Raw genomic sequence first — 15,469 nt, 5'->3', positions numbered from 1 at the left:
ACTGAGCGGAACGACACTGATGAGTCGCAAGATTCTGCATGCCGACTGCGACTGCTTCTATGCCGCGGTGGAGATGCGCGACAATCCGGCGCTGCGCGAGGTGCCGCTGGCCATCGGTGGCAGCGCCGAGGGTCGCGGGGTAATCGCTACCTGCAACTATCCGGCGCGAGCCTATGGCATTCGCTCCGCCATGCCGACCGCCAGGGCTCTCCGCCTGTGCCCCCACCTCACCCTGCTCAAGGGTGACTTCGACCGCTACCGCGAAGCCTCGCAGCAGCTGCTGTCCATCTTCCACGAGTTGACGCCGCTGGTGGAGCCACTCTCGCTGGACGAGGCCTACCTCGATGTCACCGACGTCACGCGCTTTTCGGGCAGCGCCACCTGGATGGCGCGCTGGCTGAAGGAAGAGTGCTTCAAGCGCGTCGGGATCACCGTCTCGGTAGGTGCGGCCCCGGCGAAATTCCTGGCCAAGATCGCCAGCGATTGGGAGAAGCCGGACGGTCTCACCGTCATCGCCCCGGACCAGGTCGATGAATTCCTGCGCCAGCTGCCCGTGACGAAGCTGAACGGCGTCGGCCCGGCTACGGCCAAGCGTCTCGAGACGCTCGAAATCGCCACCTGCGAAGACCTGCAACGGGTTCCGCTGGAGCGTCTGCTGCAGGAATTCGGCAAGTTCGGCCGCCGCCTGTTCGAACTGGCACGAGGCATCGACGAGCGGCCAGTGCGTATCGAGCGCGAACGCAAGTCGGTGAGCGTGGAGACTACGTTCGCCAGCGACCTGCCCGACCTGGCCCAGTGCTACGAACAGTTGATCCCACTCTGCGAACGCCTGGAGGCGCGCCTGGCTCGTCACGGCCACCCACCCGTGTCGGGCGCCTTCGTCAAGGTGCGCTTCGACGATTTTTCACTGACGACGCTGGACTCCCGCGGCGCCTCGCCCAACGCGGAGACCTTCGCCTTGCTGATGGAACAGGCCTGGGCCAGGCAAGGACGTCCGGTGCGCCTGCTCGGGGTGGGCGTGAGGCTGGTATCGGACGATGCCAGGCGTCAGCTCAGCCTGCCCTTCTGATCACTCGTTGACTGCCACTCACTGCCGCCCGTTCACTTGGTATCGATATAGCGGTGGCTGTCGAAGGTGGCCACCCAATGGGGGTGATAGACCATCAGTATGCTGAGCAGCATTCCGGTAATGAAGGCTTCGGGCGGCATCAGCAATGGCAGGAACAGCGCATATTCCCGCGCCAGGTACACCGCCTCTGGATCGCCGGCCGCCAGCATGACCAGCCCCAGCCCTGCGCCCCCTGCTCCCAGCGCGGCCAGCGCCGCACCGAAGAAGCCGCACACGAATACGAACACGAACAAGTTGTCGGGCAGGTAGCGATCCACGATGCGCCAGATCGACACCGTGATCACCACGGGAATCACCCCGTTGACCAGCACGTTGACGCCCAGCAAGGGCCAGCCGACCTTGCCCAACAGCACCAGGGAGAGATTGGCGATCAGGTTGGTCATGAGCGCCAATGGGGCCTTGAAGATCAGGGTCAGCAAGGCCGTGAGCATCAAGTGCATGCTCAGCCAGTCCACCGACTGGGCCCTGAGCTGCCACATAAGCACGACCGCCACGCTTGCCGCCAGCCAGCGGTGCTGCAAAGCCCGGTCGCTCAGCAATGCCTGCCAGGAGTGGTGCAGCACCGACAGCGCCAGGACCGACAACGATACCGCTGCGCAGACGAGCAGTATCCATGTCGGTAGTATCAGCTCGGATATGGTCATGCCGAACTCCCGCTCGGGTTCAGGCAAAGACGACCGTCTTGTTGCCGTGAATCAGTACCCGATCTTCCAGATGCCAGCGCAGCCCGCGAGCCAATACCGCCTTCTCTACGTCGCGACCGAAACGCACCAGGTCCTGCGGCGTATGGCAGTGACTCACACGGTGTATGTCCTGTTCGATGATCGGCCCGGCGTCCAGTTCCTCGGTGACGTAGTGGCAGGTGGCGCCGATCAGCTTCACTCCACGAGAGTGAGCCTGATGATAGGGCCGCGCCCCGGCGAAGGAGGGCAGGAAGCTGTGATGGATGTTGATCACCCGCCCGGCATAGCGCTGGCACAGCCGCGGCGGCAGGATCTGCATATAGCGAGCCAGCACCACGACATCGGCCTCCAGGGCCTCGACCTGGCGCTCCACTTCGGCAAAGGCCGCATCCTTGTCGCCGGCCTGCACGGGCACATGAAAGTACGGCAGCTCGTGCCACTCCACCAGGCCGCGCATGTCGTCGTGATTGGAGATGACACCGACGATCTCGCAATCGAGCTCCCCTGCCGTCCAGCGGTACAGCAGATCCACCAGACAGTGGGACTCGCGGGAGACCATGATCACCACCTTGGGGCGACGGCGGGTATCGCGCAGAGCCCACTCCATGTCGAATTCACGAGCCACGGGATCGAAGGCCTCGGTCAACTCGCTTGCGCTCATGCCGATGGAGTCGGCGAGAATTTCGTAGCGCATGAAGAAGCGTCCGGCCTCCAGATCGGAGTGCTGGCTCGCTTCAGTAATGGAGCCCTCATGGCCCGCAATGAACCCGGAAACGCGAGCCACGATGCCGCGACGGTCGGGACAGGAAACGACGAGTCGATAGTAATGAGACATGGTAAACCCGCTGCTGAACGGAATCAGGAAGCCGGCATTGTAGCGAAATCGCCATTTCCACGACACGCCCAACCGCAGCCGGCCGGGGCATTGCATTGTGAAGGGTCCCGACGATCCCGTATAGTGAAGACTCAATTGCCTGGTCCCTGTCTTGCCGATGTCATCTACTCGCGTCACCATTCGCCCCCGCCGCCGCTGCCCGCTTCACTTCCTGCCGCTGGGGGGCTGTGGTGAGATCGGCATGAACATGACGCTTTATGGGTACGAAGAGACATGGATCGCGGTCGATTGCGGCATGATGATCCGTCAGGATCTGCCAGACTCACCGCTGCAGGTTCCCAGCCTGGAAACACCCGAGGCCCTCGGTATTCGTCCCCAGGCGCTGCTCATCACGCATGGGCATGAAGACCACATCGGTGCCGCCGCCTGGCTGTGGCCCAAATGGCAATGCCCGATTTATGCCACCCCGTTAGCGGCCGGCTTGCTGCGCGCCAAATTTCACGAGCGCGGCCTGGCCACTGATGCCATTCAGGTAATCGAACCGGGCGAGGCCCGGGAAAGCGGCCCCTTCACCCTGCGCTATCTGCCGTTGACCCATTCGATACCGGAGAGCTGCGCTCTGCTGATCGTCGTCGGCGATTACCGGGTGCTGCATACCGGAGATTGGAAGCTGGACCCGGAACCACTCATCGGCCCGCCGGTGAAAGGCGCGACCTTTCGCGCCCTGGCGCCACTCGACCTGCTGGTGGGAGACTCCACCAATGCACCCATGCCGGGGCATTCGCGCAGCGAAGGCGAAGTCGCCAGAGCCCTGGAGCAGCGCCTTGCCGAGTGCGCGGGGCGGGTCGTGGTGACCTGCTTTGCCAGTAACCTGGCCCGGGTGCTGGCCGTGGCCAAAGCCGCCGAGCGCTGCGGACGCCGGGTGAGCCTGATGGGTCGCGCCATGGAGCGCATGGTAGCCGTGGCCCGCGGGCTGGGGTACCTGGAGGACATGCCGGCGCTGGTCCCGGTCAGCGATCTGGGTTATCTGCCAGCGGAAGAGGTGCTGGTGATCGCCACGGGTAGCCAGGGAGAACCGCGAGCAGCATTGAGCCGCCTCGCCCACGGCCGACACCATAGCTTAGAGCTGGTGGCAGGCGACACCGTGCTGTTCTCCGCCAAGGCGATTCCCGGCAACGAGTATCAGATCGAGCGCCTCAAACAGGCGCTCAAACGCCTCGACGTGACGATCTGGGACGAATTCAACCATCCGGAGCTGCACGCCTCCGGCCACCCTGCCCAGGAGGAGCTACGCACCTTCTACGGCTGGGTAAGACCACACCATCTGCTGCCGGTGCATGGCGAACCACGCCACCAGCAGGCGCACCAGGAGCTGGCGAGCTCGATGGGCATCCAGGCGCCGCTCATACCGTTCAATGGCGATCTGATCCGGCTGGATGCGCAAGGCCTTAACCTGGAATCTCGCCATCCACAGCGCCCCTGCATCGTCAGCCAGAACGCCGTCGCCCCCCTGCCTGGTCTTGCCGCGGAACAGGGCTCATCACGCCACGGCATCCTTTATCTGGCGCTTTCGGTGGCCTGCACGGGCACGGGCTGGACCCGCATCGGCAGGTTGATGATGGACGCACACCGCGTCAGCGCCATGGACGAGGACAGTTTCACCGACTGGCTGGACGAAAGGCTGGAAGAGATCGATGTGTCGACGCTGGCTGAACTACGCTCAGCCCTGCAGCCTCAAATCACCCACTGGCTGGGCCAACACCTGCGCCAGCTGCCCGACATTCACCTGCAACTCTTTGCCGTGGAAACGCCGGCCTTTCGCTGAATGCTTCTCGTGGCGACAGCGAGTGAACCGCTCCTGACATGAACGGCAGAAGGGAGCAAGGCCCCCGCCCTGCTCCCTTCTGTGGCACTGCAAGCAGACGACTCGTCCCCTGCCGGGTTACGAACCGCTGGCATTCTTGGGCGGCCGACCGCGCCTACGGCGGGGCTGTTCACCCACGAGATCTTCCACGGAGAGACCGGCATCGTTCATGGCCTCACGGATCTCAGCCAGCTTTTTTTCCTTGTCCGCTTCTTCCTGTTTGCGGAGCTTCTCTTCCTCGTTTTTCTGTTCGATGACCTCGCCGATGACATCGGAGAGCTTGTGCAGCTGCTCCATGCTCAACTGGCGAGCCGCGGCCCGAGCCACGTTCTTGTTACGGGCGATGCGCTCCAGGGTTTCGCTGGACATTGGCCTCCTCCATGCAAGAAAACGACGAGTCAGCCACAAAGGCCCACTCGTCGAAAGTATATGCCGATTTGCCATTTTGGCAAGAAAAGGCCCCGCCAACGATGCCCGGAATAGCGTCATAGAGTTCCGGCTTATGTCGTCATCTTGCCCCTCTCATCCACCCGTCATGTTCATGAAGCGGACGATCTGAACATCACCATCAGTGGTGAAATGGTGGCGCTCGGGCTTGAGAGGAAGTGCCTTAACGATGGCATGTTTGAGGGCATCGAGATCCCCAGGGTGCTTACGAAGTACGGCACGCAGGTCGACCGAATGTTCGTTGCCAAGGCAGAGCAGAAGCCGCCCCTCCGCCGTCACACGGACTCGATTGCAGCTGGAACAGAAGTTATGGCTATGCGGGGAAATGAAGCCGATACGGCTGTCGCTGTCGCTCATGCGGAAGTAGCGCGAGGGCCCCAGCGTCGACTCGGTAGTCGGAATCAGTTCGTGACGCTGCTCGATTGCCGCCTTAACCTCGTCGCTGGAGCAAAAGGTCTCGGCCCGCGAATGATCGGAAACATCACCGAGAGGCATCTCCTCGATGAAGCTGAGATCGACACGCTCGGAGCGGGCGAACTCGACCAGATCGAGCACTTCATCGTCGTTGCGCCCCTTGAGGATCACGGCATTGAGCTTGATGCGCTCGAAACCGGCTTCGCGCGCGGCGTGCAAGCCCTCCAGCACGCGAGACAAATCACCGGTACGGGTCAGTTTGCGAAAGCGCTCGGGATCCAGGGTATCGAGGCTGATGTTGAGCCTGCCCAGCCCCGCTTCACGCAGGCGACGCGCATGTTTGACCAGCCCTGCCCCATTGGTGGTCATGGCCAGATCGCGCAGCCCAGGCAACGCACTCGTTGCCTCGATGAGCTGATCGATGCCGCGCCGCACCAGGGGTTCGCCGCCGGTCAGCCGAATCTTCTCGACCCCCATCTCGACGAATGCACGCGCCACGAGCGTCAACTCCTCCAGCGTCAATATCTGCGCCCGAGGAAGAAAGGTCATCTCCTCGCTCATGCAGTAGACGCAGCGGAAATCGCAGCGATCCGTCACGGAGATCCGTACGTAGCGGACACGCCTGCCGAAGTCGTCGATCAACTCGGAAGGCAATGACTCAGGGGATTTCGTCATTCTCGCTCTCCCAGCGGCTGGCATCACGGTAATCCGACTCACGCTCGGCAACCCAGTAGTCACCCGTGATGCTGTGTTCCTTTTTCCAGAAAGGGGCTCGGGTCTTCAAATAGTCCATGATGAAGTCACAGGCTTCGAAAGCGGCACGTCGATGCGCACTGGCGACCACCACCAGTACGATAGGGTCTCCCGGGGTCAGTCGTCCAACCCGATGAATGACCCGCACGCCCTGCAGCGGCCAGCGAGCTTCGGCTTGCGTCACGATCTCGCCCAGCGCCACCTCGGTCATGCCTGGATAGTGCTCGAGGGTGAGGGCCGTGATATCAGGCCGCTCGTTGAAGTCGCGCACCAGTCCGGTGAAACTCACCACGGCGCCGATGTCGGAACGGCCGGCAAGCAGCCGCTGCTGTTCGACGCCGGCATCGAAAGGTGCTTCCTGAACCCGAATCATCACCTCACCCTCCCGTCACCGGCGGAAAGAACGCCACTTCATCGTCGTTGGTGATGGGAGTCGCATCCAATGCCATGACCTGATTGACGGCACACAGAACCCGACCTTCGCTGAGTTGGGCAAAGCGAGGATCGCGCTTCACCAGCACACTCTTCAAGCCACCGACATCGGTACTCGGCAGGCTGTCCAGCGGGACGGTAATATCGCTGACGCCCAGGCGTTCGCGCAATTCGGCCAGGAACTTCACCCGCACGCAGGCCGAGTCGATATCGCAACGACTGCCCACCGAGACCTGCCCGGCGGCTCCTTCCCCCGTGACGATGGGAGCCGCTACCGGCCCCTCCTGGCGCCGGTAGTCTCCCGACTTGCCGCCCTGTTTGGCATCCAGGTGTATGCCGCCGATCTCCATGTCCTTGTCGACCGCCTTGCACATGTCATAGAGCGTCAGACAGGCCACCGAGACGGCCGTCAGCGCCTCCATTTCCACGCCGGTGCGCCCATTGAGGCGACACGTGGCGACGACCTCGACGCGGCTATTCTGCTCATCCAGGTTGAAATCCACCGACACCTTGGAGAGCGCCAAGGCATGGCAGAGCGGGATCAGCTCGTGGGTACGCTTGGCCGCCTGAATGCCGGCGATACGCGCCGTGGCCAACACATCCCCCTTGGGCAGCCCGCCCTCGCTCAGCAGCGCCAGGGTCTCGGGCTTCATCTGGATATGACCTGATGCGGTCGCCTCACGGCGGCTTTCCGGCTTGTCAGCGACATCGACCATATGGGCCTCGCCGCGCGTATTGAGATGGGTCAGACTCATGGGGTGCAGCCTCGGGGTCGGTTGGGCAGTTGTCTGTTCAAGATGAAGCGCATCAGCGGACGGTATTGCGGGGCACGCACTCGACCGGCCAGCGTGCGGGCCAGGCCGCCACCCAGGCGGCAATGGCGTTCAGGTCGTCGAGATCGAGCCACTCGACCCCCGGCGGCAGCGCCACCCGGGGCTGGCTCGCCACGGCCTTGATCCACGGATCATCGGCCACTCGTAGCGTCTTGCCGACTGCGTCGCGGTAGAGTTCCAGCTTCGGCAAGGGCCAGGCCTTGAAGCCTTCCACCAGCACCAGATCGGGCTGCTGGCTGCGCACGACTTCGATCAGCTGCGCAAGATCGGCCTCCTCACTTTCGGGCGTTTCCATCATCATGGCCCACCTGGAGCGTGACGCAACCAGCATCGGGGCCGCTCCCGCCTGCCGCAGGCGATGACTGTCCTTGCCCGGCTGGTCGACATCGAATTCGTGATGCGCATGCTTTATCACGGCGGTACGCAGGCCACGCGCGACAAGGCGCGGCAGCAACGCTTCCAGCAGCGTGGTCTTGCCGGTACCACTCCAGGCGGCGATACCCAGCAGCGGCAGTGCATCGTCGAAGCCAAGCGCGGCAGGCTGCGTTCGGGACATCAGGGTCGACTCTCCTCGTTCGGGCGCATCTCCAGGCGCCGCTTGTCTTCTTCGCTGTTGAGATTGATGAAAGCGTCCGGACAGTCACTGAAATCGATGGCGGTCCAGGCGTGGCGCTCGACCCAGCGACCCACCTTGCGCTCTCCTGCCTGCAGGGCGGCGTACAGGTCCTCGGCCAGCGAGCGTTCGAGCAGCATGACCACGGGGTGCAGCCGTTCGCCATCATGCGCCACGGCGATGGGATGATCACCGATACCGGCGACCATTCTCGCCACCAGATCGTCCGGCAGCGCCGGCGTGTCGCAAGGTACCACCAGCACCCAGGGCGTATCGGCAGCGAGCAGGCCGCTGTAGATGCCCATCAGTGGCCCCTGGAAGCCCCCCTGGGCATCGGGCACTACCCGCCCGGCCAGCTGGCGATAGTCGTCCAGGTGCCGATTGGCACTGACCAGCACCTCGGCTACCTTGCCGGCGAATCGCGCCAGCACGTGGCTTACCAGCGTGGCGCCGCGAAACGGCTCGAGCCCCTTGTCTCGCCCGCCCATCCGCCGCCCCTCACCGCCGGCCAGGATCAGGCCGGTCACGTCGGCGAGGGGGTTGGGTATCGCGCTTTCTGATCGATCGGTCATACCCCATCATGCCTCACCCCGCGCGCCGCTTCCACGGCGCCGTAGCAAACCTGGGCATCGCCATGATCAAGGTCATCTTATCCAAGGCGCAGCTAACGGGTATCATGTGTCAAACAAATCGAACGTTCTGGACCTGACAATGGATGGATTTGATGTAGGGACACGTCTGCGCGAGCTGCGCAAGGCACGCAAGCTGTCCCAGCGTGAACTGGCGAAGCGAGCCGGAGTCACCAACAGCACCATTTCGCTTATCGAACAGAACAGCGTCAGCCCCTCGGTGAGCTCGCTGAAGAAGATTCTCGATGCGCTGCCGGTATCGATCAGCGCGTTCTTTGCCGGCGACGAACCCTCACCGCCGCGGGCTTTCTATCCTGCCGAAGAGCTCACCGAGATCGGCGACGGCCATCTCTCATGGAGGCTGGTTGCGGCACGGCGTCCGGATCGCAGCATGTCGATCATTCATGAACGCTACCCGCCCGGCGCGGATACCGGTGCCGACATGCTCGAACACGACGGCGAGGAGGGCGGCGTGGTGGTGGCCGGCGAAATCGAGCTCACCGTGGCCGGCGAGGCGCGCCTGCTGCGCGCGGGCGATGCCTACTACTTCGATTCGCGTCTGCCCCATCGCTTCCGTAACGTAGGCGATGCGGAGTGCGTGATCGTCAGCGCCAACTCCCCGCCGACCTTTTCCGAGGGCGGCAAGGAGTTGCATCACGCCTAGGCGCCGTCACTCCTCGTCGGCGGTAGGTAGCACCCAGTTCAGCACGATGCCCACCAGCGCGGCGAGGCTCACGCCCTGCAGGGTGAACTGACCACCGCCGAATTGCATGCCGCCGATGCCGAACACCAAGATCAGCGACACCACCACCAGGTTACGCGGCGCGGTTAGAGAGTGCCCGGCGCGCACCAGGGTATTCATACCGACCACGGCGATGGAGCCGAACAGCAGAGTCATGATGCCGCCCATCACCGGGCCGGGGATGGTCTGCAGCAGCGCGCCCAGCTTGGCCACGAAGGCCAGCGCGATGGCGATACAGGCGGCTACCACCATGATCCTGGGGTTGAAGGCTCGGGTCAGGGTCACTGCACCGGTCACTTCGGAGTAGGTGGTGTTGGGCGGGCCGCCGAACAGCGCCGCGGTGGTGGTGGCCAAGCCGTCGCCCAGCAGGGTACGGTGCAGACCGGGCTTTTCCAGGTAGTTCTTGCGCGTCACAGAGCCGATGGCAATCATATCGCCGATATGCTCGACCGCAGGCGCGATGGCCACGGGGATCATGAACAGAATCGCCGCCCAGTGGAAGCTTGGCGCCGTGAACGCAGGCATGGCCAGCCAGGCCGCGTCTCGCACCGGCGTGAAGTCGACCACGCCCATCAGCAAGGCCAGGACGTAGCCGGTGACGATACCGCCCATGATCGGCACCAGCCGCAGCAGGCCGCGACCGAACACGGCCAGTACCAGGGTCACCAACAGACTCATCATGGAGAGAAAGATCGCCGGTCCATAGCCGATATGATCGCTGGTCTCGCCGGTTGCCATGCTCACCGCCACCGGCGCCAGGGCCAGGCCGATCACCATGATCACGGGCCCCACCACCACGGGTGGCAGCAGGCGATGCAGCCAGGCCGTGCCCTTCAGGCGCACCGCCTGCGAGATCGCCACGTAGACCAGCCCCGCCGCCATCAGCCCGCCCATGGTCGCCGGCACGCCGAAATTGACCACCGACCCCTGAATCGGGGCGATGAAGGCGAACGACGAAGCCAGGAAGACCGGCACGGTCACCTTGGTCACGCCGTGGAACACCAGGGTACCCACGCCGGCGGTGAACAGCGCCACGCTGGGGTCGAGTCCGGTCAAGAGCGGCACCAGCACCAGCGCACCGAAAGCGACGAAGAGCATCTGCGCCCCGGTCAGCAGCACCCTGGGCAGGGATTCAGCAGGCGCCTGCGCAGCCGCCACATGTTCGTTCATGGGGTGTTTTCCTTCTTTTGTCGTGTCGTTGAGTCGAAGGCGTCCTGCCCAGAAAAACGCCCCTGGATTGCGATCTCAGGGGCGTGTACTCCATTTCTTCGACCTAGGGAAGCGCTGAACAAATCGACGAGCGAGATGAAGCGCAAGGCGCACGGAGCACAGGAACCGGAGCATATGGGGTATATGTGAGGATTCCGCGCACCGCGCAACGCAGCGATTCGCTCGCGCAGGCATTTGTGCAGTGTTTCCCTAACGGGTGCCGAAGATCTTGTCACCCGCATCGCCGAGGCCCGGCACGATATAGCCGTTCTCGTCGAGATGATCGTCCACCGCGGCGGTGTAGATCTCGATGTCGGGATAGGCGTCCTGCACCCGCTTGATCCCTTCGGGAGCCGCCACCAGCACGATGACCTTCATCTGCTGACAGCCGCGGTCACGCAGCATGTCCAAGGTTGCCACCATGGTGCCGCCGGTCGCCAGCATGGGATCGATGACGATGGCCATGCGCTCGTCGAGGTCATTGGCAAACTTGGCGAAGTACGGCACCGGCTCCAGCGTCTCTTCATCGCGATAGAGCCCCACAACGCTGATCCGGGCGCTGGGGATGAGGTCGGTCACGCCATCCAGCATGCCCAGCCCGGCCCGCAGAATCGGCACAATGGTCACCTTCTTGCCCTTGAGCAGCTTCACCGGGATCGGCTTGCCGCTCCAGCCGTCGATGTCCTGCTCCTCCAGCTCGAGATCCTGGGTCGCCTCGTAGGTCAGCAGCTTGGCCAGCTCGCCGGCCAGCTCGCGAAAGCTCTTGGTGCTGATGCCGGCTTCGCGCATCAGACCCAGCTTGTGCTGGACCAGCGGATGTTGAATGGCATGGACGCTCATGACGGACCTCTTGGCGTGGGTGGAAGTGGCAACCTTCGTCGCAGTGACGAGTCGCGCGCATTTTACTCTCATCCTGCCGAGAGTTTAAGGCAGAGCCGGCAACCCGGCTTTCAGGGCTCCGCCGGTAGCTGCCAATCGATCGGTTCTCGGCCGTTCGCTTGCAGGAAGGCGTTGGCCCGGGAGAAGTGCCGATTGCCGAAGAACCCCCGGTGCGCCGAAAGCGGCGACGGATGCGGCGACTCCAGCACCAGATGCCGCGAGGTGTCGACCAGCGCCTTCTTCTGGCGGGCGTGACTGCCCCACAGCAGGAACACCGAAGGTTCGGCGTGTGCATTGACCGTCTCGATGGCGCGATCGGTGAAATGCTCCCACCCCCGGCCCCGGTGCGAGCCGGCATTGCCCTGCTCCACCGTCAGTGAGGTGTTGAGCAACAGCACGCCCTGCCGTGCCCAGTGCTCGAGGTTGCCGTGATCCACCGGCTGGAAACCGACATCGGCGACCAGTTCCTTGTAGATGTTGACCAGCGAGGGCGGCGTCGGGACTCCTGGGCGAACCGAGAAACACAAGCCATGCGCCTGATTCGGCCCGTGGTACGGGTCCTGCCCCAGGATCACGACCTTGACCCGCTCCAGCGGCGTCAACTCAAAGGCGCGGAACCAGTTCGACGAGTGCGGGTAGATCACCTTCTTGGCGGCCTTCTCCGCCGCCAGAAAGTCACGCAGCGTCTGCATGTAGGGTGCCTGAAACTCGCCTCCCAGCCAGCGCTCCCAACTCTCGGGTAATGGACAGCTCATGTTCGCTCGACTCTATGTCGCCTAACGCTTGACCTGGTCGACCAACGGCTCGACGTAGGCCACCCCCATGTCCCACGGGAACTGGATCCAACAGTCCTGAGCCACTTCGGTCAGATACTGATCCACCAGCGGCCGCCCTTCGGGCTTGGCGTAGACGGTGACGAAGTGAGCCTTGGGCAGCATTTCGCGCACCTTACGCGCCGTCTTGCCGGTATCTACCAGATCGTCGACCAGCAGCCAGCCATCGCCATCGTGATCGACGCCTTTCATGACGTCCAGGCCACCCTGGTCCATGTGCTCGTAGCTGCTGATGCAGACGGTATCGATCAGCCGCACGTTGAGCTCACGGGCAATCAGCGCTGCGGGAATCAGTCCGCCCCGGGTGATCGCCACGATCCCCTTGAAATCACGCTCGACCAGACGATGGCATAGCTCGCGTACGTCACGGTGCAGTTGGTCCCAGGAAACGGTGAAGTGCTGGTGATAGCGGGCGTTGCTCATGGCGTCACTCATCCTCATTGAAGGAACAGACCGCAAAGACGCCGAAGCCTGCTTCACGGATCCTTGCCGACCCGCCGATCTCGGGCAGATCTATGATGGTGGCGGTTTCCACCACCTGACCTCCCGAACGGGTGATGAGCTTGGCAGCAGCCAGCATGGTGCCGCCGGTGGCGATCAGATCGTCCATGATCAGGATCCGATCGCCTTGACGGAATGCATCGGAGTGCAGCTCCACCTCGGCCTGACCGTACTCCAGCGTATAGGTCTCACTGATAGTGCGGAACGGCAGCTTGCCCTTCTTGCGAACCGGCACGAAACTGCAGCCGAGTTCGTAGGCGACGGGCGCCCCGATGATGAAGCCGCGCGCGTCGATGGCCGCGATGGCATCCAGCTCCATGTCCTGATAGCGATGCACGAAGCTGTCGATCAGCTTGCGAAAGGCGGAGCTGTTCTGCAGCAGCGGTGTGATATCGCGGAAGTTGACCCCCTGCTGCGGCCAGTCGGGGACGGTTCGGATCACGGACTTGATGTAGTCGCCGTAAATGCTCATCGCGGGTCTCGGTGAGGAAATGTCAGTCTAGGAACAGGAACTTCAATACGAACAGGATCGCCAGCACGACCACCGCCGGATTGAGGTCACGGAAGCGGCCGGAAAGGGCCTTGATAGCAGCGTAGCTGATGAAGCCCAGTGCAATGCCTTCGGCAATCGAGAAGGTCAGCGGCATGGCCAGTGCGGCGATCAGCACCGGCGCAGCGTCGGTCGGGTCGTCCCAGTTGGCATGGGCCAGACTGCCGGCCATCAGCACCGCCACGTAGAGCAGTGCACCGGCGGTGGCATAAGCCGGGATGGAACCCGCCAGCGGTGCGAAAAACAGGCTGATCAGGAACAGCCCGGCCACGACCACCGCGGTCAAACCGGTGCGCCCACCTGCGGCGATACCGGCAGTAGACTCGATGTAGCTGGTCGTGGTCGAGGTGCCCAGCACCGCACCGGCCATGGAGGCGCTACTGTCGGAGATCATGGCGCGATTCAGGCGCGGCAGTTTGCCGTCCTTGTCGAGCAGCCCCCCCTTGTGCGCCACCCCCACCAGGGTGCCGGAGGTGTCGAACAGATCGACAAAGAGGAAAGCGAAGATGACGCTGAGCATGGCCACGTCGAGGGCGCCCATGAGGTCCATGGCCATGAAGGTCGGCGCAATGGAGGGCGGCATCGACATCAGCCCGCCGTATTGGTTGTGGCCCAGCACCATGGCCAATACCGTCACCCCGAGAATGCCGATCATCACAGCCCCGGTGACCTTCAGATAGGCCATGGCGGTGATGGCGAAGAACCCCAGCAGCGCATAAATGGCAGACGGCTGGGAGAGATCACCGAGGGCCACGTAGGTGGCCGGATTTGACACCACGATACCGGCATTCTTGAGCGCGATCATGGCCAGGAACAGGCCGATACCGGCGGCAATGCCGAGACGCAGGGAGAGCGGAATGGAGTGAATTATCCACTCGCGCACCTTGAAGATGCTGAGCAGCAGGAAACAGAAGCCGGACAGGAACACTGCCCCCAGCGCCGCTTCCCAGCTATATCCCATGCCCAGCACGACACCGTAGGTGAAGAAGGCATTGAGCCCCATGCCCGGCGCCTGGGCGATGGGATAGTTGGCCCACAGCCCCATGACCAAACAGCCGACGGCGGCCGCCAGACAGGTGGCGACGAACACGGCACCATAGTCCATGCCGGTTTCGGAAAGAATGCTGGGGTTGACGAAGATGATGTAGGCCATGGTCAGGAAGGTGGTGACCCCGGCAATGACCTCTGTCTTCACGCTGGTGTTGTGTTCCGTCAGCTTGAAGTGTTTGTCGAGCATGTTCTTCATTTTGGTATTCCTGCGCACGAGTGCTGGTTAGCGACCAGGGGCGAGAAAAGCCGCACATGGTACCCAAAGCCCCCATTGGATGCGAGGGCGAGATTGCTTACCTTGTGCGGCACGATTCGCTCTGTATAAGCAAACTCCGCGCCATTCGCCAGCACGGCTACCAACGGAATCTTGACGAAACGGTCATTTGAAAGGCGCTCTCACACGCCGCGTGCGGCCAATACCCTTTCCACGGTTTCCACGATGGCCTGGGTCTGGGGATCGATCTCGATGTTGACCTTTTCGCCCGGCACGCGGTCCACCAGAATAGTGCGCTCCAGAGTCTCGGGAATCAGGTCGACGCAGAAGCGTGGCCCGTGAGCAGCCGTGGCAGACCTGGTTGCACCGATCGTCAGGCTGATGCCATCGACGCCGATGTAGCCCTTGTCGAACAGGAAGCGACCCAGCGCATGGGGCACCTCGAACCACAGCCGCCGATTGTTCGGTGCCTGGTCCAGCTCCACCAGCTCGGCCATGGCCATGACATGGCCGGACATGGCGTGGCCGCCGATTTCGTCGCCGAAGCGCGCTGCCCGCTCAATATTGACGTGATCGCCTTCGACCAGCGCACCAAGATTGGTCACGCGCAGCGTTTCACGCATCAGATCGAAGCTGACCCGGTCGCCGTCGATGGCCGTCACCGTCAGGCAGACGCCGTTGTGCGCCACCGAAGCGCCGAGCTCCAGCCCCTCGCGCAGAGGTTGCGGCAAGCTCACGACATGAGTGCGGAAAGCCTCGGCCTCCTGGATGGCGACGATCTCGGCCGTGCCCTGAACGATGCCTGTGAACATGACGTCTCCTGCGCCTCCCGGTCAAGGGAGAGAAGTGGGTGGGGCTC

Annotated in this window: 18 protein-coding genes; 3 read left to right on the top strand and 15 right to left on the bottom strand. The window is 63.2% G+C overall.

Going from position 1 to position 15,469, the window contains the following annotated elements; genetic code table 11:
- Positions 1-19 precede the first annotated feature (19 nt).
- Entirely contained in the window at positions 20-1,069 is a 1,050-nt protein-coding gene (dinB, locus tag HOP53_RS02920) for a DNA polymerase IV (RefSeq protein WP_234268605.1), read from the top strand.
- Positions 1,070-1,101: 32 nt separating this feature from the next.
- Here the strand turns inward: dinB and HOP53_RS02915 are convergent, their stop codons facing one another.
- Together HOP53_RS02915 and purU are read right to left on the bottom strand one after the other, a co-directional pair.
- Positions 1,102-1,773 carry an energy-coupling factor ABC transporter permease gene (locus HOP53_RS02915; protein WP_234268604.1) on the bottom strand — a complete coding sequence of 224 codons (672 nt, stop codon included), beginning with the start codon at positions 1,771-1,773 and terminating at the stop codon, positions 1,102-1,104.
- Positions 1,774-1,792: 19 nt separating this feature from the next.
- The gene (gene purU, locus HOP53_RS02910; RefSeq protein WP_234268603.1) at positions 1,793-2,647 is read right to left on the bottom strand and encodes a formyltetrahydrofolate deformylase; all 855 of its coding nucleotides are present in this window, start codon (positions 2,645-2,647) and stop codon (positions 1,793-1,795) included.
- A 241-nt stretch (positions 2,648-2,888) separates the two neighbouring features.
- Here purU and HOP53_RS02905 point away from each other — a divergent pair, with 241 nt between their 5' ends.
- Entirely contained in the window at positions 2,889-4,472 is a 1,584-nt protein-coding gene (locus tag HOP53_RS02905) for a ribonuclease J (protein WP_234269682.1), read from the top strand.
- Positions 4,473-4,589: 117 nt separating this feature from the next.
- On the opposite strand, the gene HOP53_RS02900 is transcribed toward HOP53_RS02905, so the two are convergent.
- From HOP53_RS02900 to mobA, 6 genes are all read right to left on the bottom strand, one after another.
- Positions 4,590-4,880 carry an H-NS family histone-like protein gene (locus HOP53_RS02900; protein WP_209472237.1) on the bottom strand — a complete coding sequence of 97 codons (291 nt, stop codon included), beginning with the start codon at positions 4,878-4,880 and terminating at the stop codon, positions 4,590-4,592.
- A 153-nt stretch (positions 4,881-5,033) separates the two neighbouring features.
- On the bottom strand, positions 5,034-6,026 hold the full coding sequence (gene moaA / locus HOP53_RS02895; RefSeq protein WP_234269681.1) for a GTP 3',8-cyclase MoaA: 993 nt from the start codon (positions 6,024-6,026) through the stop codon (positions 5,034-5,036).
- A 4-nt stretch (positions 6,027-6,030) separates the two neighbouring features.
- Entirely contained in the window at positions 6,031-6,498 is a 468-nt protein-coding gene (gene moaE / locus HOP53_RS02890; RefSeq protein ID WP_234269680.1) for a molybdopterin synthase catalytic subunit MoaE, read from the bottom strand.
- 4 nt (positions 6,499-6,502) lie between these two features.
- Complete coding sequence (moaC, locus tag HOP53_RS02885) at positions 6,503-7,312, bottom strand: cyclic pyranopterin monophosphate synthase MoaC (RefSeq protein ID WP_234268602.1); 810 nt, start codon at positions 7,310-7,312, stop codon at positions 6,503-6,505.
- Positions 7,313-7,364: 52 nt separating this feature from the next.
- Positions 7,365-7,946 carry a molybdopterin-guanine dinucleotide biosynthesis protein B gene (gene mobB / locus HOP53_RS02880; RefSeq protein WP_234268601.1) on the bottom strand — a complete coding sequence of 194 codons (582 nt, stop codon included), beginning with the start codon at positions 7,944-7,946 and terminating at the stop codon, positions 7,365-7,367.
- Complete coding sequence (gene mobA / locus HOP53_RS02875; RefSeq protein WP_234268600.1) at positions 7,946-8,575, bottom strand: molybdenum cofactor guanylyltransferase MobA; 630 nt, start codon at positions 8,573-8,575, stop codon at positions 7,946-7,948. Before mobA ends, mobB begins: the two co-directional genes overlap by 1 nt.
- 139 nt (positions 8,576-8,714) lie before the next feature.
- Here mobA and HOP53_RS02870 point away from each other — a divergent pair, with 139 nt between their 5' ends.
- Entirely contained in the window at positions 8,715-9,296 is a 582-nt protein-coding gene (locus tag HOP53_RS02870) for a cupin domain-containing protein (RefSeq protein ID WP_234268599.1), read from the top strand.
- A 6-nt stretch (positions 9,297-9,302) separates the two neighbouring features.
- Here the strand turns inward: HOP53_RS02870 and HOP53_RS02865 are convergent, their stop codons facing one another.
- The 7 genes from HOP53_RS02865 to HOP53_RS02835 form a co-directional block, all read right to left on the bottom strand.
- The gene (locus HOP53_RS02865) at positions 9,303-10,544 is read right to left on the bottom strand and encodes a uracil-xanthine permease family protein (RefSeq protein WP_234268598.1); all 1,242 of its coding nucleotides are present in this window, start codon (positions 10,542-10,544) and stop codon (positions 9,303-9,305) included.
- 249 nt (positions 10,545-10,793) lie between these two features.
- Positions 10,794-11,423 carry a uracil phosphoribosyltransferase gene (gene upp / locus HOP53_RS02860; RefSeq protein WP_010628316.1) on the bottom strand — a complete coding sequence of 210 codons (630 nt, stop codon included), beginning with the start codon at positions 11,421-11,423 and terminating at the stop codon, positions 10,794-10,796.
- A 110-nt stretch (positions 11,424-11,533) separates the two neighbouring features.
- Positions 11,534-12,217: a uracil-DNA glycosylase gene (gene ung, locus HOP53_RS02855; RefSeq protein WP_234268597.1), complete on the bottom strand. Its 684-nt coding sequence runs from the start codon at positions 12,215-12,217 to the stop codon at positions 11,534-11,536.
- Between the two features lie 21 nt (positions 12,218-12,238).
- Entirely contained in the window at positions 12,239-12,718 is a 480-nt protein-coding gene (gpt, locus tag HOP53_RS02850; RefSeq protein WP_234268596.1) for a xanthine phosphoribosyltransferase, read from the bottom strand.
- A gap of 4 nt (positions 12,719-12,722) precedes the next feature.
- The gene (locus HOP53_RS02845; protein ID WP_010628313.1) at positions 12,723-13,268 is read right to left on the bottom strand and encodes an adenine phosphoribosyltransferase; all 546 of its coding nucleotides are present in this window, start codon (positions 13,266-13,268) and stop codon (positions 12,723-12,725) included.
- Between the two features lie 22 nt (positions 13,269-13,290).
- Positions 13,291-14,583, bottom strand: coding sequence for an NCS2 family permease (locus HOP53_RS02840; protein ID WP_276574618.1), 1,293 nt, complete (start codon positions 14,581-14,583; stop codon positions 13,291-13,293).
- A 209-nt stretch (positions 14,584-14,792) separates the two neighbouring features.
- Positions 14,793-15,422 (bottom strand): riboflavin synthase subunit alpha, encoded by a 630-nt coding sequence (locus HOP53_RS02835; RefSeq protein WP_234268594.1) that lies wholly within the window; start codon positions 15,420-15,422, stop codon positions 14,793-14,795.
- Positions 15,423-15,469: the final 47 nt, after the last annotated feature.

Source organism: Billgrantia ethanolica, assembly GCF_021404305.1.
GTDB lineage: Bacteria > Pseudomonadota > Gammaproteobacteria > Pseudomonadales > Halomonadaceae > Halomonas > Halomonas ethanolica.
This window is presented reverse-complemented; position numbering and strand designations above follow the sequence as displayed.

Coding starts and splice junctions, on each gene's coding strand:
- dinB (WP_234268605.1), top strand. CDS start 20: ATGAGTCGCAAGATTCTGCATGCCGACTGCGACTGCTTCTATGCCGCG.
- HOP53_RS02915 (WP_234268604.1), bottom strand. CDS start 1,773: ATGACCATATCCGAGCTGATACTACCGACATGGATACTGCTCGTCTGC.
- purU (WP_234268603.1), bottom strand. CDS start 2,647: ATGTCTCATTACTATCGACTCGTCGTTTCCTGTCCCGACCGTCGCGGC.
- HOP53_RS02905 (WP_234269682.1), top strand. CDS start 2,889: ATGAACATGACGCTTTATGGGTACGAAGAGACATGGATCGCGGTCGAT.
- HOP53_RS02900 (WP_209472237.1), bottom strand. CDS start 4,880: ATGTCCAGCGAAACCCTGGAGCGCATCGCCCGTAACAAGAACGTGGCT.
- moaE (WP_234269680.1), bottom strand. CDS start 6,498: ATGATTCGGGTTCAGGAAGCACCTTTCGATGCCGGCGTCGAACAGCAG.
- moaC (WP_234268602.1), bottom strand. CDS start 7,312: ATGAGTCTGACCCATCTCAATACGCGCGGCGAGGCCCATATGGTCGAT.
- mobB (WP_234268601.1), bottom strand. CDS start 7,946: ATGTCCCGAACGCAGCCTGCCGCGCTTGGCTTCGACGATGCACTGCCG.
- mobA (WP_234268600.1), bottom strand. CDS start 8,575: ATGACCGATCGATCAGAAAGCGCGATACCCAACCCCCTCGCCGACGTG.
- HOP53_RS02870 (WP_234268599.1), top strand. CDS start 8,715: ATGGATGGATTTGATGTAGGGACACGTCTGCGCGAGCTGCGCAAGGCA.
- HOP53_RS02865 (WP_234268598.1), bottom strand. CDS start 10,544: ATGAACGAACATGTGGCGGCTGCGCAGGCGCCTGCTGAATCCCTGCCC.
- upp (WP_010628316.1), bottom strand. CDS start 11,423: ATGAGCGTCCATGCCATTCAACATCCGCTGGTCCAGCACAAGCTGGGT.
- ung (WP_234268597.1), bottom strand. CDS start 12,217: ATGAGCTGTCCATTACCCGAGAGTTGGGAGCGCTGGCTGGGAGGCGAG.
- gpt (WP_234268596.1), bottom strand. CDS start 12,718: ATGAGCAACGCCCGCTATCACCAGCACTTCACCGTTTCCTGGGACCAA.
- HOP53_RS02845 (WP_010628313.1), bottom strand. CDS start 13,268: ATGAGCATTTACGGCGACTACATCAAGTCCGTGATCCGAACCGTCCCC.
- HOP53_RS02840 (WP_276574618.1), bottom strand. CDS start 14,583: ATGCTCGACAAACACTTCAAGCTGACGGAACACAACACCAGCGTGAAG.
- HOP53_RS02835 (WP_234268594.1), bottom strand. CDS start 15,422: ATGTTCACAGGCATCGTTCAGGGCACGGCCGAGATCGTCGCCATCCAG.